Origin of the sequence: Nocardia neocaledoniensis, from assembly GCF_003182135.1 — a bacterium.
In the GTDB taxonomy this organism is placed as follows: domain Bacteria; phylum Actinomycetota; class Actinomycetes; order Mycobacteriales; family Mycobacteriaceae; genus Nocardia; species Nocardia neocaledoniensis.
This window is the reverse complement of sequence record NZ_QGTL01000007.1, coordinates 26,367-50,928: the sequence shown is the minus strand read 5'-3', so window position 1 is coordinate 50,928 and position 24,562 is coordinate 26,367. Positions and strand designations below refer to the sequence as shown.

Genomic DNA, 24,562 nt, shown 5'->3' with positions numbered 1-24,562 from the left:
CGTCGAGGGTGGGTGCCATGACCCAGACCGAGCCACAACCCATGCCGAGCACCCGCGCGCCGGTGCTCGACGTGGTGATCCCCGTCTACAACGAAGAAACCGATCTCGGGCTGTGCGTGCGGCGTCTGCACGCCCACCTGCGCGCCGGGTTCCCCTTCAGCACCCGGATCACGATCGCCGACAACGCGAGCACCGACGCCACCTTCGCCGTGGCGCAGCTGCTCGCCGCCGAACTCGACGGCGTCCGGGTGCTGCACCTGGACGCCAAGGGCCGCGGCCGGGCGCTGCGGACCGCGTGGACCGAGTCGGACGCCGCGGTGGTCGCCTACATGGACGTCGACCTCTCGACCGATCTGAACGCGCTGCTGCCGCTGGTCGCGCCGCTGGTGTCCGGGCACTCCGATCTCGCGATCGGCACCCGGCTCGACGCCGCGGCCAGGGTGGTGCGCGGGCCGAAACGCGAGATCATCTCCCGCTGCTACAACCTGCTGCTGAGAACCACTCTGCGCGCGCACTTCTCGGACGCGCAGTGCGGCTTCAAGGCGATCCGCGCCGAGGTCGCGCGCGAACTGCTGCCGCTGGTGCGTGACGGCGAGTGGTTCTTCGACACCGAGCTGCTCGTGCTGGCCGAGCGGGCCGGGCTGCGGATCCACGAAGTGCCCGTCGACTGGATCGACGATCCCGACAGCCGCGTCGACATCGTCGACACCGCACGCAAGGATCTGTGCGGGATCTGGCGGCTGACCAGGGCATTGGCCACCGGCGCCCTGCCGCTGCCGGAGCTACGGGCCGCCATCGGCCGGGAGCCGCTCGTCGCCGGAGTTCCGCTCGGCATGGTGGGCCAGCTGGTGCGGTTCGCGATCGTGGGCGTGCTGTCGACGCTGGCCTACGTCGTGCTGTATCTGCTACTGCAACCGCTGTTCGGCGGGCAGGGCGCCAATCTGGTGGCGCTGCTGGTGACCGCCGTGGCCAACACCGCGGCCAATCGCGCGTTCACCTTCGGCGTGCGTGGCCGCGAAGATGTTGTCGCGCACCAGTTCCAGGGCCTCGCCCTGTTCGCCTTCGGCCTGGCGGTCACCAGCGGATCGCTGTTCGCGCTGCACCGCTGGGCACCCGACGCGCCGGTCGCGGTGGAGCTGACAGCCTTGATCACCGCGAATCTCATCGCGACACTGGCCCGCTTCGTCGGTCTGCGCTGGGTGTTCCGGAACACGGGACCACGCCATACGCCCGGTGGCGACGCGTCGGCCCACGTCGTCCCGCCCGCTTCAGCCGGTCTCCCCCGCGAGCACGAGACCGCCGCCGTGGAGGTCCGCTCATGATCCGCCCAGTCGGCGATCCCGCCGAGGTCCACGGAGGTGTGGCGATGACCGCGACGATCACGGCGCCGGTCCGCGCCGCCAGCGCGGCGCCGACAGAGCGCCGGAAGCGTTGGGAAATACCTGCATTGACGGCCCTGCTGGCCGGAACGCTCATCGCCTACCTCTGCAATCTGAGCGCCAACGGCTGGGCGAACGACTTCTACGCCGCCGCAGTGCAAGCCGGCTCACAGTCGTGGACGGCGTTCTTCTTCGGTTCGTCCGACGCGGCGAATTCGATCACCGTGGACAAGCCGCCCGCGTCGCTGTGGGTGATGGAACTGTCGGTGCGGCTGTTCGGGCTCAACAGCTGGAGCATGCTGGTGCCGCAGGTCCTGCTCGGCGTCGCGAGCGTGGCGGCGCTGTGGGCGGCGGTGCGGCGCTCGTTCGGGCCGGTGGCGGGACTGGTCGCGGGCACGGTGCTCGCGGTGACCCCCGTCGCGGTGCTGATGTTCCGGTTCAACAACCCCGACGCGCTGCTGGTGCTGCTGATGACGGCCGCGGCCTGGGCGATGACCCGCGCCGTCGCGGACGGCAGGTGGCGGTGGCTGCTGCTCACCGGCGCGCTCATCGGCTTCGGGTTCCTCGCCAAGCAGTTGCAGGTGCTGCTCGTCGTCCCGGCGCTGGCGCTGACCTACCTGATCGCCGGGCCGCCGAAGCTCGGCAAGCGGATCGCGCAACTGTTCGCCGCCGGTGCGGCGATGGTCGTGGCGGCCGGCTGGTGGCTGCTGGCCGTCGAGCTGTGGCCCGCCGACCAGCGGCCGTGGATCGGTGGGTCGCAGAACAATTCGATCATCGAGCTCACCCTCGGCTACAACGGACTCGGCCGGCTGAACGGCAACGAGACCGGCAGCGTTGGCCCGGGCGGCGAACTGCCTCCCGGCGGCAACGGGATGTGGGGCAGCACGGGCATCACCCGGCTGTTCGAGCCGGCGCAGGGTGGTCAGATCGCCTGGCTGCTGCCGGCGGCACTCGTGGCGCTGGTTGCCGGGTTGGTGCTGTGTGGACGGACGCCACGTACCGACAAGCGCCGCTCCGCGCTGATCCTCTGGGGCGGTTGGCTTCTCGTCACCGGGCTGGTCTTCAGCTACATGGCCGGGATCTTCCACCAGTACTACACGGTGGCCCTGGCCCCCGCCGTCGCCGCGCTCGTCGGGATCGGCGCGGTACAGCTGTGGGGTGCGCGCGGCCGGCCGTGGGCGCGGCTGACCTGCGCCCTCACCCTCGGGCTCAGCACCACGACCGCGTGGATCCTGTTGTCGCGCAGCGCTTCCTTCCAGCCGTGGTTGCGGTGGGCGATCCTGGTCGTCGGCGTGCTCACCACCGTGGCGCTCGCCTTTCCCCTGGCACGCAAGCAGTCTCTGGTCGCCGCGCTGGCCGCGGCCTTCGTCGGCCTGGCCGGGCCGGTCGCGTACTCCGTCGACACCCTCGCCTCGGCCCACTCGGGCGCCATCCCCTCCGCCGGGCCGAACGTCGGTGGCATGGGTGGTCGGGGCGGACCGGGGATGCGGCCCGACGGACAGATGGGTACGGGCCCGGACGGTCGTGGCGGTAACGGACAAACCGACGGCACCGCTGTTCCACCGGGCGTCGCGCCGACCGGTGGTGCGCAGCCGAACGGTGGTGCGCAGAGGGATGGCAATGCGTCGACGAACGGCACCTCAGGGAGCGCGCAGGGCGACGGTTCCGCGACCGACGGCCGCCTGCAGGCCGATGGTGACGGAGGCGGTCCGATGGGTGGGGCCGGTGGCCTGCTCGGCGGGTCACGTCCCAGCGATCAGATCGTCGGCCTGCTCGAGCAGAACGGCACCTCCTACACCTGGGTCGCCGCCACCGTCGGCTCCAACAGCGCCGCCGGATACCAGCTGGCCACCGAACTCCCGGTCATGCCGATCGGCGGCTTCAACGGCAGCGACCCGTCCCCCACCCTCGAACAGTTCCAGCGCTACGTCGCCGAAGGCGAGATTCGCTACTTCATCGCGGGCGGCCGCGGTGGCCCCGGCGGAAACAACGAGTCGACCGCGTCGGCGATCACCGCCTGGGTCACGGCCAACTACACCGCCACCACCGTCGACGGCGTCACCCTGTACGACCTCACCCAACCGAAGTCGTAGTCGCACACCGTGTTCCGGCGCACCTGGCGGCCCCGCCGGAACACGTTCGGGCGCACCGCGTGCGGTCCCGGCGACCGGAGTCGTGCCCGGCCCGGGCGGGCCCCACCATCTCCGAGCATGGCGATGGCCCACGGCGGCGGGCAGGGCCGGCATCCGGTGGCGCTGCCCGCATCCCCTGACCACACGCTCGATCACCGGGCAACCACGGCCAGCCGCCGACGCGGCACCATCCGGTCTGCCGGGGCTCGGGACCGCCGAGATCCTGCGGACGCGCTCGTGGCCGGGCAACGGCATGTTCGCCGGGTCGACCTTCGCGTGGTCGGATCGTCCCCGCGGCTACGGCAACGGGACAAGGCCGGCGACGGCGGGCAGGTCAGGGGCGGGTGGCAGCAGGTCTTCGAGGTTCGCCAGGACGGCTTCGGGCGGGAGGATGCGGTGGGGCTTGTCGGAGGGGCGTTCCATTTCGGCGCGGGCGTCGGCGATGCCCTGGTCGATGGCGGCGGGGAGGTCGGCCGGCAGGGTGGCGACCTTCTCGGGGTTCAGCGGCTGGTCGAAGCGCAGCGGGGTCGGTTCGCCGTAGTTGTCGCGGTCGTAGCCGGTTTCGATGAGGACGCGCAGGGCCGGTTCCAGGAGGGCGGCGGCGGGCTCTGTCACCGCGGTGTGGTTCGTGCGCTGGCCGACGGCGCGCAGCGGATACAGCAGGGGCAGAGTCGCTTCCGGGTTGGGAATCGTGACGTAGGTGGTGTCGCCCAGGGTCTGGCAGTTCTCGGGGTGCAGGTCGCAGTCCTGCTGGGCGATGTATTCGGCCGGGTCCCGGTAGCCGTAGACGGCGGCGCCTGCCTTCGGCTCTCCCCCGGCCCCGTTGCCCTTGGGCTGCAGGTACGAGGGGTGGATCAGCAGCGTGCCGAGCAGCGCGTTCGACACCGCGAGCGGGTTGAGCGGATAGGCCGGGAAGTCGGAGATGCCGTCGTACTGCATCGCGATGTCGGTCGTGGCGATGCCGGTGTCGGTGGGCGTCGGCGGCCCGAAGGTGATGTCGGCGACCGGGATTCCGCCGAACCGCACCGGCCGCTCGATGATGCCGCCGTTCGGGCGGTTGGGATTGGCGATCAACACGAACGAAAGCCGATCCTTGTCGGCCTGCGAGAGTCCGGCCGAGGCGGCCTTCTGCGCACTCGCCACCGTCGACCCCTGCGAGTAGCCGAAAACGACAACGGGACCGCTCGGCCCCGTGCTCAACTGCCCGCTCAGCAACGCTCCCAGACTGGCCACCCCGTCGGCCACCGACGTATCCCATTTCGCCGACGACGCCTCCGGTCCCTTCGACGAGATGACCGGCCACAGCGCGGCGTCATAGGGCACCGGAACGAAGACGACGCCGGGACACGCGTTGTCCGTACAGCCACTCGCGCCGGGCGCGATGAAGTGCTGGTAGGCGTTGCTCTCGAAATTGTGCGCCACACCCGGATCACTGGTGCCCGTACCCGGCACGATCAGCGCCGTCGTCGCGGCCATCGCCACCGCGCCCACACTCTGCGCCTTCACCCACCCCACCCCGAGCACCAGCAACCCGGCCACCCGGAGTCGCTTCCGATGACCTCTCACCGGCTCGGAATCGACGACTGACCACCTCGGCGCTCGCGGCATGGACAACCCCTTCACCAGGAAGATGAGACCCGACCTGCCGCAATCCTCCCACCACGACACCCCACCACGCCGGAGGCGAGCACCACGAATTCACACCGCAGGCGGGTGCGATCAGGAGGTGCCGAGGGTGCCTCGGGGTGCGATCCAGCGGTGGTTCAGATCGACGATCGACGCGACGGCTTCGAAGTCGGCGTCGTAGTGGTAGAGAACAGACGGTGTTCGATCGCCAAGGCGGACGCGAGCAGATCATGGATGCCGACTGCCCGATGCCGGACCGATCTCAACTGAGTCGCGCGCAGGGCTGATGTAGCGTGTGTAGTGTTGGGACCGATTGTGGCCGCGTTGAATTCAGCGGTTGCCGAGTCAGGCCGCCGGTCTGCCCGGCCGCGCCTCGATGACCGGCTGTGACCGATCAGGCTCAGCATGTACGCAGCGTTGTTCCGGGGGATTTGGAATGGTCGACCTCACTGTTGCTTTGTCGAAGCTGACCGGCTTTACGCTGGATCTCCAAGACATCGGCGCCAACTTCACGGAGAACGCGGGCCGATTGCTACCGGGTTTAGTGCTACCAGCCGGAACCTCTGGACAGCTGGCACAGCTGTCGCTACCCATTCAGCAGCTGCAAGCAACGCTTTCCGGCGACCATCAGAAGGACACGAGTGCCCTCGGCACGCTCGGCTCCGGTCTGGGGACCTCGGCCACGGCGTACCAGAATTCCGATGAGCAGCACGCTGTCTCGCTCAACCAGGCCGGGGCGAGCCTGACCGACGGGCAGAGTGTCGCGGCGACAGGCTCGGCCGTGGATATTCGCCGATTCACAGGCCTGCAGGAGCTCAGTCTACAGAACGTGGAGGAAGCCCAGTACACGGTCCGCCAGGCCGTCACCGGCTGCATCGAACTGCTCACCTCCTACGACGAGCCGCTCGGCCGGACCATCGGTATCAAGCCAATTGCCGAATACCTGGCGCCTGTGGAGGCGGATTGGGAGGCGCTGCGGGGCGTGGGTAAGCGGATCGGCCTACTCGGCATCAATGACTTCGCTCACTCGCAGAACCTGTTCGCGGGCATCGGGTGGATACAGGCCGACTGGATCGGTGCCGCCGCAACCTCGTTCGCAGCTACCGCGACGGCCCTCGGGCAGTCGCTCGACACCCGCAGCATCGATCTCGATGCCGTCTCCAAAATCGTCGAGAACGGAGCATTGCTGCTCGAACGGCTCGTATACAACCAAGCCGCGGACCTGGCAGGCTCCCTCACGAAGCGCATGACCTTCGCCAATTTCACACTCCCACTGGCCAGTTGGGCGCAGCTGATCGACCAGCCGATGGACGAGTCCGCCAAGTCGCAGATCACCTCCGCTGTCGACGAGCTGAAGAAGTCGGTCGCGACGCGCCAGGACGCGATCACGACCACGATCCAGCGGATCTCCGGCGCGTTGGGCTACGAGTCCGGCCGCGCCGCCCCCGTCTACAACGCGAGCGAATTCGAACTCCCGGAGAAGGTGATCATCGACACCGGCACCATTCGGTACGGCTATGGCGACAACGTATGGTTCGAACTGGCCGTCTCCGTCTGACCCACTGCGCCGGCCAGGTCAGTCGGGCGCGAATCCGTTGAGTTCGAATGAGATTACGACAGCGGCGACCGCAGCAGCGCCGAGGACGAAAGTAAACGTAGCCGCCAGGGCGAACACCCGCCTGCGCCGCCACCAGGACAACACCAGTCCGGCGGGAATCGCGACGAGCACCGGAACCATCCATGTTATCCAATACCCCGGCGAGATCGGTTCCGTGTCGCCGCGGTATTTCTTGGGAGTCGCCGTGGGCTCGGGCACGTCGAAGACGTTCTGCAGCATCACGACCATGGGGAAATAGGCGATCACCGCCAGTACGACGCCGATGATGGCCCCGAAAAACGCCGGGACCACGACGTCTTCCGCCCTATTGTTCCTGTCAGCCATATCCCCACCTATTTCGAACCCGACCAGGAATGCACCGCACCAGAACCATATACCAGGAACGACTTAGCGAGGCCGAGCTCCTCACTCTGGGCCATGGTGTTCACGGCAGACTGGGCCATGTTTCCGTAGTCGTCGTCGGTATGAAAATTATAGATATCACAAATGTGAGATTGCTGCCTCAGTTCGATCTGATGCGATCCGGACACACCCGGAAGGGCGACCACCACCGTGGTCGAGGCAAGGCTGTACCGGCCGAGCGATTGGACGTGATCGTTTGAGATTCCGGCAACGACGACCCAATCGGTAGACAGGATGACCTTGACCGAGTTGTGGGTGCTGTCAACTTCGGCGATCGCCCGGCTTATCGCGGCCTCCTTGTTGGCGGATATCGCCGCAGGGCAGGTCGAAACAGCGGAGCTGTTGTATGCATGACCGTCTTCGCTGATCCAATTTTCGATCGTCGATTCATCCAGCACGTAATCGTCACCGGTGACACGGTAATAGTGGTCGAACAATTTCTTGGCGACGGGCCGATCTCTCGCACTGAAATACATTCCTACAGCAGCCGCTTGCGTGGCATTTGCCTGAGTCAACTCGCCGGTAAAATCGCGAAGCGTCTTGAATTTACTCGTATCGACTATCGGAAAATTTGGATGGATCGAAGTATCGTAACTCTTGATCGGCGGAGCCTGCCCATTTTCGCCACCTAGAACTTCCTCGTACACCATATTCTCCAAGTCACAGGTCGTCGATTCTCCTGCGTGATCCGTGCCGATCGGGCCACTCCGACCCTACTTCGTCGAGGGGTCGATGGCCACTTGCGACAGCACCGAATCGGTTGCGGTGCAGTGAATCCGGGTAATGGGCAGCCGATCCAACCGCAATCCGCGCAGGGCGGACCCGGTCGGCCAGCGGCGCCGACACGAATGAGGCAGTCACCGCGAATTCGTGTCGGCGCGCGGGCGATCAGGAGGTGCCCAGGGTCCCGCGGGGTGCGATCCAGCGGTGGTTGAGATCGACGATCGACGCGACGGCTTCGAAGTCGGCGTCGTAGTGGACGAGCACCAGGCGGTGTTCGACCGCGACGACCGCGGCCAGGAGGTCGTGGATCCCCACCGCGCGATGCCGACCGGAGCGGGCGAGTTCACGCTGGATGACGAACGCGCTGTGCCAATGCTCGTCGTTGGTGGGGAGGTACTCATAGGCCTCCCGCCTACGCGAGCGAATCTCCTCGTACTCGGTGGGGTTGCGGGCGCTGTCGAGAGCCTCGGAATCCAGCGGGGCGCAGGTGGCGACCAAGCCCGCCTTGATCAGCGGAGCGAGTTCCGCGGCGACCTTTTTGTGCGGCATCCGCGCCGCGGCACTCGTATCGAGCAGGTAGCGCGCGGTCACCGCCATACGTCATCGCGCCGTTCCTTGTCGGCCATCTCGGCCATTCCGCCGTTGACCAACCACTCGACTTCGGCGGCCCGCGCGCGGGACACGACCGCGGAACTCAGCGCGGCGCGAACCGTATCGGAGACGCCCGACGTCCCGAGCGCGTTTCGAGCGGATTCGAGTAGTTCGTCCTCGATCTCGATCAGCCGTTTGGTCATGTCGGTGTCCCTCACGTTACCCCCCTCGATATACGTTCGATGAAGGAAACATATACCAGAAACGGCGCAGGTCACAAGGGTCAAACAGCGGCGTGCAGGGCCCTGTGCAGGGTCGCGGCCCACTGGTCGACGATCTGTTTGCGGCGCGCCGAGTCGTCGGTGAGGACGTCGGCGAGACCGAGCCCGCGGGCCAGATCGAGGGTCGCCTGGACCAGGTGGTGGGCGACCGGATCGGAATCGTCGACGCCGAGCGCCTGTACCGCGCGCCGGTGGGCGATGCGGCCGAAGCGGGCCTCCAGCGGGACGATGCGTTCGCGCAGCGCCGGATCGGCGGCGGCGTGCGTCCAGACCTGCAGCGCCGCCTTGAACAGCGGCGAGGTGTAGGACTCCACCAGCGCGGACACCACCGCGCGCGTGCGCCCTTCACCCTGCGCGACCTCGTTCACCAGCTCGTCCTCGACGGTCGACTGGTCCATCCGCACGTCGAACATGTACTCGAGCGCGGCGGTGATCAGATCCTCGCGCGTGGGGAAATGGTGCTGGGCGGCACCGCGCGACACCCCGGCCCGTTCGGCGACCACCGACACGGTGGCGGCGGCCCAGCCGGTCTCGGCCAGGCAGTCGATGGTCGCCTCGAGCAGCCGCAGCCGGGTGGCCCGGCTGCGGTCCTGCTTGGGTTCGTGGGGTGTCGCCATCGGACTATTGTGCCCAGCTCGGCGGGCGCTTCTGGAAGAAGGCCGTCATGCCCTCGATCACCTCGGGGGTACCGAAGAAGCCGGCCGAGCGCTGCGCGAGCTCCTCGGCCTCGGCGTCGAAGCGGGCCAGCAGCGCGGCGTTGACCAGCCGCTTGGACTCGGCCAGACCCTGCGGCGAGCCCTTGCGCAGCTCACCACACAGGCGTTTCACCTCGGCGGCGACATCGGCGGCGGCGACGGTGATCAGGCCGATCTCCTGCGCGGTCACCGCGTTGAACTTCTCGCCGGTGAGGAAGTAGCGGCTCGCCGCGCGCTGGTCCATCCGCGGCACCAGGGTGAGCGAGATCATGAACGGCGCCATGCCGATCCGCACCTCGGTGAGCGCGAAACTGCTCTCCGGTCCCGCGACGACGAGATCGCAGGCGCCGATGATGCCCATGCCGCCCGCGCGGACATTGCCGTCGATCCGCGCGACGACCGGCTTGGGCGAGGCGAGGATGCCGCGCAGCACGTCGATCATCACGCGCGTGCGCTGATCGGCCGCGGTCGCGGGATCGGCCGTGCTCGCCTCTTTCAGGTCGGCGCCGGCGCAGAAGGTGTCACCGGTGTGGGTGAGCACGATGCCGCGCACGGCCGGATCGGCGTTCGCCGCGTCCAACCCGGCCAGCAACTCGCGAACGAGCTTGGACGAGAGCGCATTACGGTTGTGCGGCGAATCGAAGGTCAGCGTCGCGAACCCGTCGACGACCTCGTAGCGGACGAACGGTGCTTCCGTCACGTCACTCATCGGGACTCCTGTTCGTCCGGGGAGAGGACGGTGGTCGCCCCACCACCGGGGCGACCACCGTGGGATCTAGTACGAGCGCGGCAGGCCGAGCGAGTGCTGGGCCACGAAGTTCAGGATCATCTCGCGGCTCACCGGGGCGATGCGCATGATGCGCGCCGCCTGCAGCATGGCCGACAGACCGACCTCCTTGGTCAGGCCCGACCCGCCGTGGGTCTGGATGGCCTGGTCCAGTGCCTTGATGCTGGCCTCGGCGGCCGCGTACTTGGCCATGTTGGCGGCCTCCGCGGCGCCGAACTCGTCGCCCGCGTCGTAGAGGGTGGCAGCCTTCTGCATCATCAGCTTGGCCAGTTCCAGCTCGATCTTGATCTGGGCCAGCGGATGCGAAATGCCCTGGTGCGCACCGATCGGCGTCTTCCAGACGGTGCGCTCCTTGGCGTACTCCACCGCGCGGTCGATGGCGTAGCGGCCCAGACCGATGGCCATGGCCGAGCCCATGATGCGCTCGGGGTTCAGACCGGCGAACAGCTGCGCGATGGCCGCGTCCTCGGAGCCGACGAGAGCGTCGGCGGGCAGACGTACGTCGTCGAAGAACAGCGTGTACTGGTGATCCGGCTCGATCACGTCCATCTCCTGGACGTTCTTCACCAGGCCGGGCGCGTCGACCGGGACGATGAACAGCGCGGGCTTGAGCTTGCCGGTCTTGTGGTCCTCGGTGCGCGAGACCACGAGGATGGCCTCGGCCTGATCGACACCGGAGATGAAGATCTTGCGGCCGTTGAGGATCCAGTCGCCACCGTCGCGGCGGGCGGTGGTGGTGATCTGGTGCGAGTTGGAACCGGCGTCGGGTTCGGTGATCGCGAAGACCATCTTCGCCGAGCCGTCCGACAGCTTGGGCAGCCAGGTCTGCTTCTGCGCGTCGGTGCCGTACTTGGTGATGATGGTGCCGCAGATGGCCGGGGAGACCACCATCAGCAGCAGTCCGGCGCCCTGCGCCGAGAGCTCCTCCTGCACCAGCGCCAGCTCGTACATGCCCGCGCCACCGCCGCCGTACTCCTCGGGCAGGTTCACCCCGAGGAAGCCGAGCTTGCCCGCCTCGTCCCACAGTTCGCTCAGCGGCTCGTTCTTGCGCGAGAGCGGCAGCACGTAGTCGCGGTAGTTGTATTTGGCCGCAAGCGACGCGACCGCCGCGCGCAGCGCCTTCTGCTCTTCGGTTTCGTGGAAGCTCATGCCTGCTCCTGCTCTTCTTCCTCGACGACCGCGAGGACGGTTCCGACCTCGACCTGCTGGCCGACGGTCACGTTCAACGCACTGAGAACGCCGGTGGCCGGCGCGACGATGGTGTGCTCCATCTTCATGGCTTCCAGCCACAGGATCGGCTGGCCCTGCTGGACGTGATCGCCCTCGGCGGCGCCGAGCCGGATCACGCTGCCCGGCATGGGCGCGAGCAGCGAACCCGCCGCGACCTGCTCGGACGGGTCGGTGAAGCGCGGCAGCCTGCGCACCGCCACCGGGCCGAGCGGGGAGTCGACCGTCACCAGGTCGTCGTAGCGAGCGATGTCGAACTGGCGACGCACCGGACCACGCTCACCCGGCACGGCGAGCACGACCCGGTTCGGCGTCGCCGAGATCAGTGCCAGACCGTCGTGGCCCTCGACCGTCACGGCGCCGGACCGGTCGAAGCGGTAGCGCACCTCGTGTGTGCCGCTGGTGCGGCTCTCGTAGGACTTGCGCTGCGGCTCGGAGGCGAGATTGCGCCAGCCGCTGGGCGCCAGCCTGCCGAAGCGGTTGGCGGCGTGGTTGGCGGCCGAATCCGCCAGAGCGGCGGCGACGATCGAGAGCGCCTCGTCGGCCTCCGACACCAGCGGCGCCGACAGCGCGGCCAGGTCGTGGGTGGCGAAGAAGGCGGTGTCGGTGTCGCCGGCGAGGAAGGCGGGGTGCCGCAGCACGCGCACGAGCAGGTCGCGGTTGGTGACCAGGCCGTGCAGCTTGGCACGCTGGAGCGCGGTGGCGAGCAGATGCGCCGCCTCGGCGCGGGTCTCGGCGTAGGAGATGACCTTGGCCAGCATCGGGTCGTAGTGCACGCCCACGACCGAGCCGTCCACGACGCCGGTGTCCAGTCGCACACCGGCCTGGTCGAGCACGGTGAATTCGCCTGCGGTGAAGGGAATCTCGATCTTGTGCACCGGCCCGCTCTGCGGCTGCCAGTCCTGCGCGGGGTCCTCGGCGTAGAGCCGGACCTCGATCGAATGGCCGCGCTGGGCGGGCTGGTTCGCGGGCAGCGGCAGGCCGGAGGCCACCTGCAGCTGGAGGCGGACCAGGTCGAGGCCGGTGGTCTGCTCGGTGACCGGATGTTCCACCTGCAGACGGGTGTTCATCTCCAGGAAGAAGAAGTCGCCCTTCTCGTCGGCGAGGAACTCGACGGTGCCCGCGCCCTCGTAGCCGATCGCCTCGGCGGCCAGGCGCGCGGCCTCGAACAGGCGATCGCGCATGCCGTCGATCTTCTCGACGAGCGGCGACGGCGCCTCTTCGACGACCTTCTGGTGCCGGCGCTGGATGGAGCACTCACGCTCGCCGACGGCCCAGGTCTTGCCGAACGTGTCGGACATGACCTGGACTTCGATGTGGCGGCCGGTCTCGAGGTAGCGCTCGCAGAACACGGTCGGATCGCCGAAGGCCGACTCGGCCTCGCGCTGCGCGGCGGCGATCTGATCCTTCAGCTCACCCAGCTCGCGCACCACGCGCATGCCCCGACCGCCGCCACCGGCGGAGGCCTTGATGAGCACCGGCAGGTGCGCCTCGGTGACCTCGGCGGGATCGAGCTCGGCGAGGACGGGGACACCTGCGGCGTCCATCATCTTCTTCGACTCGACCTTCGAGCCCATCTGCTCGATGGCCGCGACCGGCGGACCGATCCACACCAGGCCCGCGTCGAGCACCGAGCGCGCGAATTCGGCGTTCTCGGAGAGGAATCCGTAGCCGGGATGGATGGCGTCGGCACCGGCCGACAGCGCGGCCTCGATGATCAGCTCACCGCGCAGGTAGGTCTCGGCCGGGGTGTTGCCGGGCAGCCGGACGGCGGCGTCGGCCTCGGACACATGCGGTGCCGCGGCGTCGGCGTCCGAGTACACCGCGGTGGTGCCGATACCCATCCGACGGCAGGTGGCGAACACGCGGCGCGCGATCTCACCACGGTTGGCGACAAGAACATTGGTGATTGGCATGTCGTCGCGCCTCACATTCGGAAGACGCCGAAGCCCTCGGCGCCCTGGATCGGTGCCGTGTGGATGGCCGACAGGGCCATCCCCAGCACGGTGCGGGTGTCACGGGGGTCGATGATGCCGTCGTCGAAGAGCCTGCCCGACAGGAACATCGGCATCGCCTCGGCCTCGATCTGCGCCTCGACCATGGCGGCGAGACCGGCGGCGGCTTCCTCGTCGAACGGCAGGCCCTTGGCCTCGGCCGCGCCGCGCTGCACGATGGTGAGCACGCCGCCCAGCTGCGCGCCGCCCATCACGGCCGACTTCGCGCTCGGCCAGGCGAACAGGAAGCGCGGGTTGAACGCGCGGCCGCACATGCCGTAGTGCCCGGCGCCGTAGGAGGCGCCGATCAGCAGCGAGATGTGCGGGACCTTGGAGTTGGCCACCGCGTTGATCATCATCGCGCCGTGCTTGATGATGCCGCCGTGCTCGTAGTCCTTGCCGACCATGTAGCCGGTGGTGTTGTGCAGGAACAGCAGTGGCGTGTTCTTCTTGTTCGCCAGCTGGATGAACTGGGTGGCCTTCTGCGACTCCTCGGAGAACAGCACGCCGCGCGCGTTGGCCAGGATGCCGATCGGGAAGCCGTTGATCTCGGCCCAGCCGGTGACCAGGCTGGAACCGTAGAGCGGCTTGAACTCGTCGAAATCGGAACCGTCGACGACGCGGGCGATCACCTCGCGCGGATCGAACGGGATCTTCAGATCCGAGGGCACGATGCCGAGCAGTTCCTCGGGGTCGTAGAGCGGCGAGATCACCTCGGCGCGCGGCTCGGGGCCCTGCTTCTTCCAGTTCAGCCTGCGCACGATGCCGCGGCCGATGCGGATGGCGTCCTGTTCGTCGGCGGCCATGTAGTCGGCCAGACCCGAAGTGCGGGCGTGCATCTCGGCGCCGCCGAGGGTCTCGTCGTCGGAGTCCTCACCGGTGGCCATCTTCACCAGCGGCGGCCCGGCCAGGAAGACCTTCGCGCCCTCCTTGACCATCACCACGTAGTCGGACATGCCGGGGATGTAGGCGCCACCGGCGGTGGAGTTGCCGAAAACCAGGGAGATGGTGGGGATTCCGGCGGCCGAGGCCTGGGTGAGGTCGCGGAACATCGCGCCGCCCGGGATGAAGACTTCCTTCTGCGTCGGCAGATCCGCGCCGCCGGACTCGACCAGCGAGATCACCGGCAGCCGGTTCTCCCGCACGATGTCGTTGATCCGCAGGGTCTTCCGCAGCGTCCACGGGTTGGAGGTGCCGCCGCGCACGGTCGGGTCGGGCGCGACGATCATGCACTCGACGCCCTCCACGATGCCGATACCGGCGATCGTCGATGCGCCGACGTGGAAGTCACTGCCCCAGGCCGCGAGTGGGCACAGCTCCAGGAACGGCGAGTCCTCGTCGAGCAGCAGCTCGATGCGCTCGCGGGCGGTGAGCTTGCCGCGCTTGTGATGACGGGCCACCTTCTCGGGGCCGCCGCCGGCGATGGCCTTGGCGAACTCGGCCTCGACCTCGGTGAGCTTGGTCGCCATCGCCTCCGCGGCCGCGATGTACTCCGGCGACGCGGTGTCGAGGGTGGAACGGAAGGTCGTCACGACTGGAACCCCAATACTTTCGACGCCAGCATGGTCAGGATCTCGTTGGTGCCGCCACCGATGCCGATGATGCGGATGTCGCGGTAGATGCGCTCCACCTCGGACTCGCGCATGTAGCCCATGCCGCCGTGCAGCTGGACGGCCTGGTTGGCCACCCACTCCACGGTCTCGACAGCGGTGTTCTTGGCGAAGCAGACCTCGGCGATCAGGCCCTGCTCGCCGTTTTCGACTCGCTCGACCAGCGAGCGGGTGTACACGCGCGCGGTGTCGATGCGGCGGGCCATCTCGGTCAGCGTCATCTGCACCGACTGGCGGCTGATCAGCGGGCGGCCGAAGGTCTCCCGGTTACGGCACCACTCGAGGGTGAGATCCAGCGCGCGCTGAGCCATCGAGTACGCCTGCACGGCCAGGCCGACCCGCTCGCTCACGAACGCGCTGGCGATCTGCGCGAATCCGGAGTTCTCCGCGCCGACCAGGTTGGTCGCGGGCACCCGCACATCGGTGAACGACAGCTCCCCGGTGTCGGAGGCCAGCCAGCCCATCTTCTCCAGCTTGCGGGTGACCTCGAAACCCGGTGTGTCGGTGGGCACGATGATCAGCGAGACACCGGCGGCGCCGGGCCCGCCGGTGCGCACGGCGGTGACGATGAAGTCGGCGCGACAGGCCGAGGTGATGAAGGTCTTGGCGCCGTTGATGATGAAGTCGTCGCCGTCGCGCACCGCCGAGGTGGTGAGGTGACCGACGTCGGAGCCACCGCCGGGCTCGGTGATGGCCAGCGAGCCGATCAGGTCACCGGCCAGGGTGGGCTTCACCCAGCGGTCGATCTGCTCCTGATTGCCCGAAGCGATGATGTGCGGCAACGAGATTCCGCAGGTGAACAGCGACGCCCACAGACCACCGGAGGCGCCCGCGTAGTGCAGCTCCTCGCTCAGCACCACACCGTCGATCGCGGAACCGCCCTCGCCACCGGCGAATTCGGGGTACTCGATACCGAGCAGGCCGAGTTCGCCCGCCTTCTTGTGCAGTTCACGCGGGATGAGACCCTCGCGCTCCCAGGTGTCCAGATCGGGCAGGATCTCCCGCTCGACGAACCCGCGCACGGTGGCGCGCAGTTCTTTTCGTTCCGGCGTGTCCCATACAGATGTCATGCGAGCAGCTCCGTCGGCATGTCGATGTGGCGGGAGCGCAGCCATTCGCCGAGCCCCTTGGCCTGCGGGTCGAAACGCGCCTGGTAGGCGACGCCCTTGCCGAGCAGGCCGGAAATGATGAAGTTGACCGCGCGCAGGTTCGGCAGCACGTGGCGGGTGACGTCGAGTTCGGCCGTCTCGGGCAGCAGTTCCCGCAGCTTCTCGACGGTGAGCGTGTGCACCAGCCAGCGCCACTGCGCGTCGGTGCGCACCCAGACGCCGATGTTCGCGTCGCCGCCCTTGTCGCCGCTGCGGGCGAGCGCGATCGTGCCGAGCGGAACACGCGTGGTCTCCGACGGCGGCAGATCGGCGGGCAGTTCCGGCTCGGAAACCGGCTCGAGCACAGCGGTTTCGGCGGCGGGCTCGATGGCGACGCGGGTGCCGTCGGCCAGCACGGCGGTGTGCGGGACCTCGTGTGCGTCGACGAAACCGGGGGTGAAGATGCCGTAGGGCGAGCCGTTGCCCGGCAGCGCGGTGAAGCTCGCGCCGGGGTAGCTGGCCAGCGCCAATTCCACCGCGACGCTGGAGAACGCGCGGCCGACCTTGTTCGGGTCGGGATCGCGCACCACACAGCGCAAGATGGCGCTGGCCTGCTCCTCGGTCTCGGCGTCGGGCCGGTCCAGCCGGGCCAGGGTCCAGTTGAGCTCGGCGGGCCGCACCGGCAGCCAGGACTCCAACTGTCGTTGTGCCAGCGCGGCTTTGGTTTCGATGTCGAGGCCGGTGAGGATGAACGACATCTCGTTGCGGAAGCCGCCGAGGGTGTTCAGCGAGACCTTGAGCTGCGGCGGCGGCGCCTCGCCGGTGACACCGCTGATGAGCACCCGGTCCGCGCCCTCCTGGCTGAGCGTGATGCTGTCGAGCCGGGTGGTGACATCGGGGCCCGCGTAGCGCGCGCTCTGGATCTCGTACATGAGCTGCGCTTCGACCGTGTCGACGGTGACCGCGCCGCCGGTGCCCTCGTGCTTGGTGATGACACTCGACCCGTCGCGGCGGATCTCGGCGATCGGGAAACCTGGGCGGCCGAGGTCGGCGAGTTCGGTGAAGAAGGCGAAGTTGCCGCCGGTGGCCTGGGTGCTGCACTCGATGACGTGCCCGGCCACCACCGCGCCGGCCAGGGCGTCGTAGTCGGTGCGGCCCCAGCCGAAGTGCGCGGCCGCGGGGCCGACGATCACCGAGGCGTCGGTGACGCGGCCGGTGACGACGATGTCGGCGCCGGAGTTCAGGCATTCGACGATGCCCCACGCGCCCAGGTAGGCGTTGGCGGTGAGCGGCTGGCCCAGGCCGAGCTCACCGGCGCGGGCGACCAGGTCGTCACCCTCGACGTGCGCGATCTTGGCATCCAGCCCCAGGTCGGCGGCGACCTTGCGCAGCCGCTCGGCCAGCCCGGCCGGGTTCAGGCCGCCCGCGTTGGTGACGATCTGCACGTTCTTCTCGAGCGCGAGGCCGAGGCAGTCCTCGATCTGCTTGACGAAGGTCTTGGCGTAGCCGAGGCTCGGGTCCTTCATCCGGTCGCGGCCGAGGATGAGCATGGTGAGTTCGGCGAGGTAGTCGCCGGTCAGGACGTCGAGCTCGCCGCCTTCCAGCATCTCGCGCATCGCGCTGAGCCGGTCGCCGTAGAACCCGGAGCAGTTGCCGATCCGGATCAGGTCCGGGTTCGCCGAGAGTGCACTCATGAACCCCAGGATCACACCGGGTCAAGAAAAAAGCAAGCATGCGTGCTTGTTAATCGCGAGCAATTCACCAGGCAAGATGGGGACATGTCGTCCTCCACCGCCGTCATCCTGCTGTTCGCCCTCGCCGGGTTCCTCATCGGCGGTGCCTTCACCACCTGGAAGACCAATCGATCGATGTCGATCGGACTGCTCGTGGCCGCCGTCATGGCCGCAGTGGGCGCGGTGCTCTGGCTGCAGTAGGCCTCAGCTGGGCACGCTGAGCTTGAAGATGCGGACGTCCTCGGGGATGCCGGTGAGCGGGGCGGCCCAGAAGTTGCGTTTGTAGGGCTTGACGATCGCGCCGAGCTCCTCGAGGGTTTCCGGGCGCAAGGCGGCGAGAGTCGTGCTGGACAGCATCATGTTGCCGTTGCCGCCCGCCTCCATCATGCGGGCGGCGATGTTGACGTCGACGCCGAGCCAGTCACCGCCGATCTCGCGCGGGGTTCCCGTGTGCAGGCCGACGCGCATGCGCGGCCGGTACCCGTCTACCTCGACGGAGGCGAGGTTGCGACGGGCGGCCACGGCCGCGCGGACCGCGCGGTCGGGCGAGGAGAAGACCGCCATCAGGCCGTCGCCCATCCGCTTGACCACCTGACCGCCGCGCTCGGCGATCGGCGGCTCGATCGCCCTGGCGACCTTGCGCAGCAGCTCCAGGGTGCGTTCGTCGCCCGCGGCGAGCGACCAGCTCGAGAACGACACCAGATCGGTGAACACGACGGTCACCTCCTCGGTGCCGCGACCACGCCCGATCCGCTCCAGGGCGGCCTGCCACACCTGCAGCGCGCCGAAACCGATCTCCTTCGCGGCGCTGGGGGTGCCGCCGACGAACTTGTCCGCGGCGCGCGCGACGGCTCGGGCGCCACCGGGGCCGCTCACCGACAGCGGATCGCCGAACGACGGGTCGCCGGGCAGCTGCTGCCTGGCCTTGCGCACGGCGCCGATCAGGTCGGCGCGGCGGTTGGCCGCCTGCAGCTTCGACGAGATCTGGGCGCGCCGCCGACCCGATCGCGCCTCGGGCTCCTCGGAGGTCGGCTCCGAGGGCTCGGTGACGGTGGGCTCCAAGGGAATCACCACCTCCGCGGCCTTGTCGCGCCGCCGCGGATCCATCCCGCCAGAAGGCGTTTCACTCACGCACCGAGGGTATATCACCCAACGACAACCGCCGATCCGCTGTTTGTGTCCAGCGGATCGGCGGTCGTACCTTCGGCGACCGGGCAGCGGAAGCCGAAGGCCGGGTCGAGCGACCTCCCGACAAGGTCGCGACCCTGGTGGCCCGGGCACTTGCGAGGGCAGCCCGGGCTGGCTTGGTCAGGCGTCGCGGCGGTTGACCACCACGAGCGCGCCGGCGAACACGATCGCCACGAAGACGGCGAAGTAGATCAGGCTGCCCCACACGCCCCAGTGCCAGTTACCCGACACCTCCTCGGTGGTGAGGAAGCGGTTCGCGTTGGCGAACGGCAGGAACGGGTTCACCGCGCGGCCGAAGCTGCCGAACGCGCCGAGCAGACCCTCGATGAGCAGCGGCCACAACACGATCAGCGAGATCGCGGCCGCGGCCTGGCGCACCAGCACGCCGACGCCGATCGCGAGCAGCACACACAGGAAGGCGTAGATCGGAATGCCGTAGATCGCGCGCCAGTTGCCGTCGAGCACCAGCATCGGGGCCTCGTCGCCGACGATCACCTTGGCCACCACGAAGGCGACCAGCGCGAGAACTCCGGTCAGCACCGCGGCGTACACACCGACCAGGCCGGCCTTGGACACGATCACCTTCGACCGGTTCGGCACCGCGAGGAAGCTGGAGCGGATGACGCCGAAGCGGTATTCGCTGGTCACCGTCAGCGCGGCCATGATCATCAGCACCATCACGCCGAACCCGGCGACACCGGAGGCGGCCAGCGCGGGGGTGAGCGGCGGCGGCCCCTGCCCCGGCTCGGCGTCGATATTGGTGATCAGGGCCATCAGCGCGGCCAGGCCGACGCTGAGCAGGACCACGACGGCCGAGCACCACCAGGGCGAGCGCGTCGAGGTGAGTTTGATCCGTTCCGCAGCGAGCACGCCCATCAGAGCGCACCTCCCATCACCTGGTCGAGGCCCGCGCCGTGGTACTCCACGGCGCCGCCGGTCATCCGCATGAACGCCTCTTCCAGCGAGGCCTGCTGCGGCGCCAGCTCGTAGAGGGTCACGTTGTTGGTTCCCGCCACCTTGCCGACCTCGTCGCTGGTCACGCCGGCGACCAGAAGCGCGGAATCGCCCTCCTCGCGCACGGTCATGCCGTGCGAGGTGAGCAGGCTGCGCAGCTGGTCGAGCTGGGGGCTGCGCACGCGCACCGACTGCTCGGAGGCGCGGTCGATGAAGTCCTTGGTGGTGGTGTCGGCGATGAGCTGACCACGGCCGATCACGATCAGGTGCTCGGCGGTCTGCGCCATCTCCGAGAGCAGGTGGCTCGACACCAGCACGGTGCGGCCCTCCGCGGCCAGCCGCTGCATGAAGCGGCGGATCCACAGAATGCCCTCGGGGTCGAGGCCGTTGACCGGCTCGTCGAACAGCAGCACCTTCGGGTCGCCGAGCAGCGCACCGGCCAGGCCGAGCCGCTGGGACATGCCCAGCGAGAAACCGCCCGCGTTCTTGTTCGCCACCTCGGAGAGACCGACGAGCCGCAGCACCTCCTCGACCCGCGACTTGGGCAGGTCGTTGGAGGCGGCGAGCCACTCCAGGTGCGCGCGCGCCGACCGGTTCGGATGCACCCATTTGGCGTCGAGCAGCGCGCCGACCTGGGTCAGCGGGCGCTCGAGCTCCTGGTAGCTCTTGCCGTCGATCAGCGCGGAACCCGAGGTCGGCCGGTCCAGGCCGAGGATCATCCGCATGGTCGTCGATTTACCGGCGCCGTTCGGGCCGAGGAATCCCGTCACCTGTCCTGGGCGGACGGTGAACGTGAGGTCCTGCACCGCGACGGTCTGGCCGAATTGCTTGGTCAGGCCCTTCAGCTCGATCATGCCCACCAGCTTGCCGCAGATCCGTCGCCCCCGCGTCCCCGTGAGGTCGCGAGTCGGGTCATCCTCGAGGATGACCCGACCCTGAGACGAGGACTACCTCGCCGGGGAGGAAGCCTGGGCCCAGAAGCGTTTGGGGATGCGGCCCGCGAGGTGGGCGAGGTGGCCCGCGCGGACGGCGGCGGCCATGGCGGTGGCCATGAGTTCGGGCTCGCGGGCCCTGGTGACGGCGGTGGCGAGCAGCACGGCCGAGCAGCCGAGTTCCATCGCGAGGGCGGCGTCGCTGGCCGTGCCGATGCCCGCGTCGAGGATCACCGGCACGCCCGCGGCGGCGACGATCATCTCGATGTTGTGCGGGTTGCCGATGCCGAGGCCGGTGCCGATCGGCGAACCCAGCGGCATCACGGCGGCGCAGCCCGCGTCCTCGAGGCGCTTGGCGAGCACGGGGTCGTCGTTGGTGTAGGGCAGCACGACGAAACCGGCGTCGACCAGCTGTTCGGCCGCGTCGAGCAGCTCGAACGGGTCGGGCAGCAGGGTGCGCTCGTCGGCGACGACCTCGAGCTTGACCCAGTTGGTGTCGAGCGCCTCACGCGCCAGCTGCGCGGTGAGCACGGCCTCGGCCGCGTTGCGGCAGCCCGCGGTGTTGGGCAGCAGGGTGATGTCGAGGCGCTTGAGCAGATCGAGGACCCCGGTCCCGCCCGCCGCGTCGACGCGGCGCATGGCGACGGTGGTGAGCTCGGTTCCCGAGGCCACCAGGGCGTCCTCGAGCACGGCCAGGTTCTCGGCGCCGCCGGTGCCCATGATCAGGCGCGAGCCGAACTCCCTGTCCGCGATCCGCAGCGGCGCGACCTCAGCCACCCTGCACCGCCGTGAGCACCTCGATGGTCCAGCCGCGCTCGACCTGCTCGTCCCACCGCGACTTCGGGAACACCGCGCCGTCGACCGCGAGGGCGACCCCCTGACACGGCAGCTCCAGCCTGGTCAGCAGCTCGCGGACGCTGAGCGGCTCGGCGAACTCGTGGTCGACACCGTTGACGGTGACGCCGATCGGAATACTGGTCGAGGTCATCGAACTCCTCCTGAGGACGACAAACGCAACGCCGGAAAGCGTTGCGGTGCGGCGAGTTCCGCGAGCGCGGGCGACTCGTCTTCGAGCAGCGCGGGCACGAGGGTCGCGGTGAGGGCGAGGGTGAGCATGCCGTTGCGTCCGTGCCCGGTGGCGGCGACGACGCGCTCGTCGAGCGGGCCGAGCAACGGCAGGTTGTCGGGGGTGCCGGGGCGCGAGCCCGCGTTGGCCTCGGCCAGCTCGTATTCGCCGATGCCGGGCAGAATCGTCTCGGCGTCGGCGATGAGGTCACGGACACCGCCCACGGTGACGGTGGTGTCGAACCCCGCCTCGTATTGCGTCGCGCCGAGCACGAGTCCGTCTTCGCGCGGCACCAGGTAGACCGGCCGCCCGTGCACCCTGGCCCGGATCACCCGGCTCGGCGCCGGGCGCACGCCCGGACGGTGCCGCAACCGCAGGATCTCACCCTTCACCGGCCGCACCGGCAGCCCGGGCCACAGCTCGGCCGAGCGCGCGCCCGCCGCGAGCACGATCCGGTCGTGCGGCAGTTCGTCCAACGCGGCGACGGCTTGCGCGCGCATCTCGACACCGGCGGCGGCGCACCCGGCCCGCAGCGCACGCAGCACGCGGCGGTTGTCGACGGCGAGTTCGGTGTCGGCGCGCAGACCGGCCCGGACGGTGCGGGCCAGCGCGGGTTCCAGCGCGCGCACCCCCGCGCGGTCGAGCACGCGCAGGTCGTGGCCGAAGCCGGCCAGCCAGTCGGCGACGGTGCGCAGGTCGGCGGCATCGGCGCCGTCGAGCGCGACGGTCAGCGTCTCGTCGGCGACGAACACCGATTCACCGGTCACCGCGCGCAGCCGCTCACCGAACGCGGGCCAGGCCGCGAGCGCGGCGGCGCCGAATTCCAGGACCCGGTCCTCCCCCGGCCAGCCCTCCGACAGCGGCGCGAGCATGCCGCCCGCCACGTGCGACGCGCCGGAGCCGGGCGCGGGATCGAAGACGGTGACGGTCCAGCCCGCCTCGGCGGCCTGCCAGGCGACGGCGAGTCCGACGGCGCCGCCGCCAACGACCGCCAGAGTTCGCATCACCGTTCCACCTGTCTTTTTCCGCCTGCCGAGCGCCTCGGCGTTCGCGTCTCAACGGTAGCGCGACTACCGTTTGGGAGGTGCAGCCCTCCCATCCGAACCGATCCGTCCCGCCCAGGGAGCGTCTGGCCGACGCGCTGCTGTATCTGTGCACCGACGCGCGCCGCGAGAAGGGCGATCTGGCCCGCTTCGTCGACGCCGCGCTCGCGGGCGGTGTCGACATCGTGCAGCTCCGAGACAAGGGGTCACCCGGTGAGGCCGAGTTCGGCCCGCTGGAGGCCAAGGCCGAGCTCGGCGCGCTCGCCGAGATCAAGGCCGCGACCCGCAGGCACGGCGCGCTGCTCGCGGTGAACGACCGCGCCGACATCGCGCTGGCCGCGGGCGCCGACGTCCTGCACCTCGGCCAGGGCGACCTGCCGCCCGCCTACGCGCGCCGGATCCTCGGCCCCGATGTGGTGATCGGCCGCTCGACGCACAATCGCGCCCAGGCCGGGCTCGCCGCGATCGAGGGTCATCTCGACTACTTCTGCACCGGCCCGGTCTGGACCACGCCGACGAAGCCGGGTCGCCAGGCGGCCGGGATCGACCTGGTGCGTTCCACCGCCGAGGCGCATCCGACGATGCCGTGGTTCGCGATCGGCGGAGTCGACGCCGAACGGCTGCCCGAGGTGTTGAGCGCGGGCGCGCGGCGGGTCGTCGTGGTGCGTGCGATCACCGAGGCGGCCGATCCGGAGGCGGCGGCGCGGGAGCTCAAGCAGGCCTTGGTCGCGGCGTCGGCCGAATAGCTAGGTGAGCACCCGGGTGAGGGCCTCGGCCAGCTCGTCGGCGGGGTCGCCACCGATGACGACGTCGTCGCCGGGGCCGTCGGCGGTGTGCAGCCAGTAAAAGCCACGTTCGGGGAGTTCGACCGTGCGTGGCAGCGCGACCGTGGGCTCGGCGGCGAACCGCACGCGCACCGGCACCGCGCGCAGCTCGAGCCAGGCCATGGCGAAGCCGGGATGCAGCGGCAGGTCACTCACCTCGTTCTCCGGCACCCAGACCAGCTCGGAGCTCTCCCTGTTCGCGACGGTCGCCAGCGGACTCTCGGCATCGGCGACGACGGTGGTGTAGGTCCAGCCGCTCGGGGCGGTCATCGTGAGTCGTTCGGCGCGCACGCACAGCGCGTCGGCGGTGATGCCCGCTTCCTCCCATGCCTCCCGCACCGCGGCGTGTTCGGCGGTCTCGTGCGAATCGCGCGCGCCGCCGGGGATCGCCCAGGTGCCGCCCTGATGACTCCACGGTGCCCGGTGCTGCAACAGCACCGCCGAGCCGCCGCCGGGCAGCGGTGCGCGCAGCAGCAGACCCGCCGCACCGAATTTCCCCCAGTGCCGAACACCACCCGGGCTGTTGGACCAGCCGTCCCCGTCACCGCGCATCCAATACTCTTTCCTCCGTAGCAGCCGAGCAGCAACCGCTTCGGGGGTGTCTGAGGGGCTGCGCCACCAGTAAGACCACAATAAACTCCGCACCACGATGGGTGCGCGGACAGCACC

24 protein-coding genes are annotated in these 24,562 nt (G+C 69.2%); 5 read left to right on the top strand and 19 right to left on the bottom strand.

The features are described 5' to 3' along the window. The first annotated feature begins 17 nt into the window (after nucleotides 1-17). Together DFR69_RS19460 and DFR69_RS19455 are read left to right on the top strand one after the other, a co-directional pair. The gene (locus DFR69_RS19460) at nucleotides 18-1,322 is read left to right on the top strand and encodes a bifunctional glycosyltransferase family 2/GtrA family protein (protein WP_110039031.1); all 1,305 of its coding nucleotides are present in this window, start codon (nucleotides 18-20) and stop codon (nucleotides 1,320-1,322) included. A gap of 44 nt (nucleotides 1,323-1,366) precedes the next feature. Then, entirely contained in the window at nucleotides 1,367-3,472 is a 2,106-nt protein-coding gene (locus DFR69_RS19455; RefSeq protein WP_110039316.1) for a glycosyltransferase family 39 protein, read from the top strand. Between the two features lie 336 nt (nucleotides 3,473-3,808). Here the strand turns inward: DFR69_RS19455 and DFR69_RS19450 are convergent, their stop codons facing one another. Then, the gene (locus DFR69_RS19450) at nucleotides 3,809-5,017 is read right to left on the bottom strand and encodes a PE-PPE domain-containing protein (protein WP_167456335.1); all 1,209 of its coding nucleotides are present in this window, start codon (nucleotides 5,015-5,017) and stop codon (nucleotides 3,809-3,811) included. 556 nt (nucleotides 5,018-5,573) lie between these two features. Here DFR69_RS19450 and DFR69_RS34095 point away from each other — a divergent pair. After that, nucleotides 5,574-6,695 (top strand): hypothetical protein, encoded by a 1,122-nt coding sequence (locus DFR69_RS34095; protein WP_146229363.1) that lies wholly within the window; start codon nucleotides 5,574-5,576, stop codon nucleotides 6,693-6,695. An 18-nt stretch (nucleotides 6,696-6,713) separates the two neighbouring features. Here DFR69_RS34095 and DFR69_RS19440 read toward each other — a convergent pair whose 3' ends face one another. The 11 genes from DFR69_RS19440 to DFR69_RS19395 all read right to left on the bottom strand — a co-directional run bounded on the left by DFR69_RS19440 (nucleotide 6,714) and on the right by DFR69_RS19395 (nucleotide 17,847). Then, complete coding sequence (locus DFR69_RS19440) at nucleotides 6,714-7,079, bottom strand: hypothetical protein (protein WP_110039028.1); 366 nt, start codon at nucleotides 7,077-7,079, stop codon at nucleotides 6,714-6,716. Nucleotides 7,080-7,087: 8 nt separating this feature from the next. Continuing rightward, nucleotides 7,088-7,804, bottom strand: a complete 717-nt coding sequence (locus DFR69_RS34090) for a hypothetical protein (protein ID WP_146229362.1) — start codon at nucleotides 7,802-7,804, stop codon at nucleotides 7,088-7,090. 241 nt (nucleotides 7,805-8,045) lie between these two features. Beyond that, nucleotides 8,046-8,477 (bottom strand): PIN domain-containing protein, encoded by a 432-nt coding sequence (locus tag DFR69_RS19435; protein WP_110039027.1) that lies wholly within the window; start codon nucleotides 8,475-8,477, stop codon nucleotides 8,046-8,048. Beyond that, nucleotides 8,468-8,674, bottom strand: coding sequence for a DUF2191 domain-containing protein (locus tag DFR69_RS19430; RefSeq protein ID WP_110039315.1), 207 nt, complete (start codon nucleotides 8,672-8,674; stop codon nucleotides 8,468-8,470). The genes DFR69_RS19435 and DFR69_RS19430 overlap by 10 nt, the downstream gene beginning before the upstream one ends. 80 nt (nucleotides 8,675-8,754) lie before the next feature. Continuing rightward, nucleotides 8,755-9,369, bottom strand: a complete 615-nt coding sequence (locus DFR69_RS19425; protein WP_110039026.1) for a TetR/AcrR family transcriptional regulator — start codon at nucleotides 9,367-9,369, stop codon at nucleotides 8,755-8,757. Between the two features lie 4 nt (nucleotides 9,370-9,373). Beyond that, entirely contained in the window at nucleotides 9,374-10,156 is a 783-nt protein-coding gene (locus DFR69_RS19420) for an enoyl-CoA hydratase family protein (RefSeq protein ID WP_110039025.1), read from the bottom strand. A gap of 66 nt (nucleotides 10,157-10,222) precedes the next feature. Beyond that, complete coding sequence (locus DFR69_RS19415; protein ID WP_110039024.1) at nucleotides 10,223-11,383, bottom strand: acyl-CoA dehydrogenase family protein; 1,161 nt, start codon at nucleotides 11,381-11,383, stop codon at nucleotides 10,223-10,225. After that, nucleotides 11,380-13,377, bottom strand: a complete 1,998-nt coding sequence (locus DFR69_RS19410) for an acetyl/propionyl/methylcrotonyl-CoA carboxylase subunit alpha (RefSeq protein ID WP_110039314.1) — start codon at nucleotides 13,375-13,377, stop codon at nucleotides 11,380-11,382. The genes DFR69_RS19415 and DFR69_RS19410 overlap by 4 nt, the downstream gene beginning before the upstream one ends. 11 nt (nucleotides 13,378-13,388) lie before the next feature. Next, nucleotides 13,389-14,987, bottom strand: coding sequence for an acyl-CoA carboxylase subunit beta (locus DFR69_RS19405; RefSeq protein ID WP_110039023.1), 1,599 nt, complete (start codon nucleotides 14,985-14,987; stop codon nucleotides 13,389-13,391). Continuing rightward, nucleotides 14,984-16,135, bottom strand: a complete 1,152-nt coding sequence (locus tag DFR69_RS19400; RefSeq protein WP_110039022.1) for an acyl-CoA dehydrogenase family protein — start codon at nucleotides 16,133-16,135, stop codon at nucleotides 14,984-14,986. Before DFR69_RS19400 ends, DFR69_RS19405 begins: the two co-directional genes overlap by 4 nt. Next, nucleotides 16,132-17,847, bottom strand: coding sequence for an acyclic terpene utilization AtuA family protein (locus DFR69_RS19395; RefSeq protein WP_110039313.1), 1,716 nt, complete (start codon nucleotides 17,845-17,847; stop codon nucleotides 16,132-16,134). The genes DFR69_RS19400 and DFR69_RS19395 overlap by 4 nt, the downstream gene beginning before the upstream one ends. Nucleotides 17,848-17,931: 84 nt before the next feature. Between DFR69_RS19395 and DFR69_RS34550 the strand changes: the two genes are divergently transcribed. Then, on the top strand, nucleotides 17,932-18,087 hold the full coding sequence (locus DFR69_RS34550; RefSeq protein WP_167456334.1) for a hypothetical protein: 156 nt from the start codon (nucleotides 17,932-17,934) through the stop codon (nucleotides 18,085-18,087). Between the two features lie 3 nt (nucleotides 18,088-18,090). Here the strand turns inward: DFR69_RS34550 and DFR69_RS19390 are convergent, their stop codons facing one another. The 6 genes from DFR69_RS19390 to thiO all read right to left on the bottom strand — a co-directional run bounded on the left by DFR69_RS19390 (nucleotide 18,091) and on the right by thiO (nucleotide 23,030). Further along, nucleotides 18,091-19,017: an adenylate/guanylate cyclase domain-containing protein gene (locus DFR69_RS19390; protein WP_244198358.1), complete on the bottom strand. Its 927-nt coding sequence runs from the start codon at nucleotides 19,015-19,017 to the stop codon at nucleotides 18,091-18,093. A gap of 177 nt (nucleotides 19,018-19,194) precedes the next feature. Continuing rightward, entirely contained in the window at nucleotides 19,195-19,950 is a 756-nt protein-coding gene (locus tag DFR69_RS19385) for an ABC transporter permease (RefSeq protein WP_110039021.1), read from the bottom strand. Continuing rightward, on the bottom strand, nucleotides 19,950-20,882 hold the full coding sequence (locus DFR69_RS19380) for an ABC transporter ATP-binding protein (protein ID WP_110039020.1): 933 nt from the start codon (nucleotides 20,880-20,882) through the stop codon (nucleotides 19,950-19,952). The genes DFR69_RS19385 and DFR69_RS19380 overlap by 1 nt, the downstream gene beginning before the upstream one ends. A 93-nt stretch (nucleotides 20,883-20,975) precedes the next feature. Further along, entirely contained in the window at nucleotides 20,976-21,737 is a 762-nt protein-coding gene (gene thiG, locus DFR69_RS19375; RefSeq protein ID WP_110039019.1) for a thiazole synthase, read from the bottom strand. Continuing rightward, nucleotides 21,730-21,948, bottom strand: coding sequence for a sulfur carrier protein ThiS (gene thiS, locus DFR69_RS19370; RefSeq protein ID WP_110039018.1), 219 nt, complete (start codon nucleotides 21,946-21,948; stop codon nucleotides 21,730-21,732). Before thiS ends, thiG begins: the two co-directional genes overlap by 8 nt. Continuing rightward, entirely contained in the window at nucleotides 21,945-23,030 is a 1,086-nt protein-coding gene (thiO, locus tag DFR69_RS19365) for a glycine oxidase ThiO (protein WP_110039017.1), read from the bottom strand. Before thiO ends, thiS begins: the two co-directional genes overlap by 4 nt. Before the next feature lie 80 nt (nucleotides 23,031-23,110). Between thiO and thiE the strand changes: the two genes are divergently transcribed. Beyond that, on the top strand, nucleotides 23,111-23,815 hold the full coding sequence (gene thiE / locus DFR69_RS19360) for a thiamine phosphate synthase (RefSeq protein ID WP_110039016.1): 705 nt from the start codon (nucleotides 23,111-23,113) through the stop codon (nucleotides 23,813-23,815). On the opposite strand, the gene DFR69_RS19355 is transcribed toward thiE, so the two are convergent. Further along, complete coding sequence (locus DFR69_RS19355) at nucleotides 23,816-24,445, bottom strand: NUDIX hydrolase (protein WP_110039015.1); 630 nt, start codon at nucleotides 24,443-24,445, stop codon at nucleotides 23,816-23,818. Nucleotides 24,446-24,562 lie beyond the last annotated feature (117 nt).